The 983-nt window shown below is 58.7% G+C and carries 1 protein-coding gene; it reads right to left on the bottom strand.

Annotated features, from left to right (window positions below; translation table 11 throughout):
• Window positions 1-512 precede the first annotated feature (512 nt).
• Window positions 513-809 (bottom strand): type IV secretory system conjugative DNA transfer family protein, encoded by a 297-nt coding sequence (locus EN932_RS36915; RefSeq protein WP_342030152.1) that lies wholly within the window; start codon window positions 807-809, stop codon window positions 513-515.
• Between the last annotated feature and the right edge of the window lie 174 nt (window positions 810-983).

The following is a 983-nucleotide window of genomic DNA, read 5'->3' as shown; positions in this document are numbered from 1 at the left end:
GACATAGGGTAGGTCAGCGTGCCTCCTGCAGGTGCGTTTGCATGCGGAGGTCAACCGTTACCCGACTGAAAGCCGATCGCTGGAGACCGCAGTTCGCGCACCATCGTTTTGAGCGGTGCGGGCGAGCGCCCGAAACTTCCTTTATCTGCTCGCCAAGGGAGCGTTCGCAACCGACGAGGGTGCCACCCGAGCGTTGATAGCAGACGCTTGGTGATGAAATCCGGCCTGAGGTCGAAACCGAATTTGTCGGCTCGGGAACAACGATGCCAAGACCATCATTCCCGGCTCTATGGTGTCACTCTTGGCCCTTGAGGTCGCTGTCGCCGTAGGCTGCCGCGGACACCGTTGAACAGCTGATCTCGGGAAGGGGAGGGGGGCCCATCTTCAAGCGGGGTCGGAGGCTTGCCAACGCGCTGTTGGGTGGATTTCATCTCCTGAACGAATTTCATGGAAATCAGCTCATCGACAAGATCCGAACTGGCCTGCTTCATTGCGATTGTAGATGGCATTCATCAGTGAGCCAATGATGACCCGGGCGAGGTCCGGATGGTTCTCGAGTGTGTTGAGTCGACGTTGATGAAGATGTCGATTTTGCCCGCTGCAACCTCGTCGGTCGCAAACTTCTGCCCGAGACGAGCGCGGCGTAGCTCATAGGACAGCCAGTGCGTTTCCCTGGATGCGGCCCCATAGATGCCCGAGAATGTCTCCGGTGTCATGTTGATGAAGCGGGCGACGTTTTCGCGGACAAATGCGCTTGGCGACGAGTCGCAATCCTGCAATCGGGTCGCAGTTTTGGTTCCGGAACCCATTGCGTCACGCCGCGCAGCAGTGGTTCGACGACGTCGTATGGAGTGGGTGTCGGCTGAACATGACACCGAGCTATCCGCTTGGCCTTCGGCGAATCGAAGCAATTCAGCACGAGCCCAGAGTCGGTGACATCGCCATATCTGTCCGCCCCGGTCGCAGGCCTTCTACCTTGCGGT

The organism is Mesorhizobium sp. M7A.F.Ca.US.002.01.1.1 (genome assembly GCF_004022955.1).
Lineage (GTDB): Bacteria > Pseudomonadota > Alphaproteobacteria > Rhizobiales > Rhizobiaceae > Mesorhizobium > Mesorhizobium ciceri.
Note: the sequence above shows the minus strand (reverse complement) of the source record. Positions and strands in the feature narration are given on the sequence as shown.

Bases quoted from the DNA above. Each gene is read 5' to 3' on its own strand.
- EN932_RS36915 (WP_342030152.1), bottom strand. From the start codon at position 809: ATGGGTTCCGGAACCAAAACTGCGACCCGATTGCAGGATTGCGACTCG.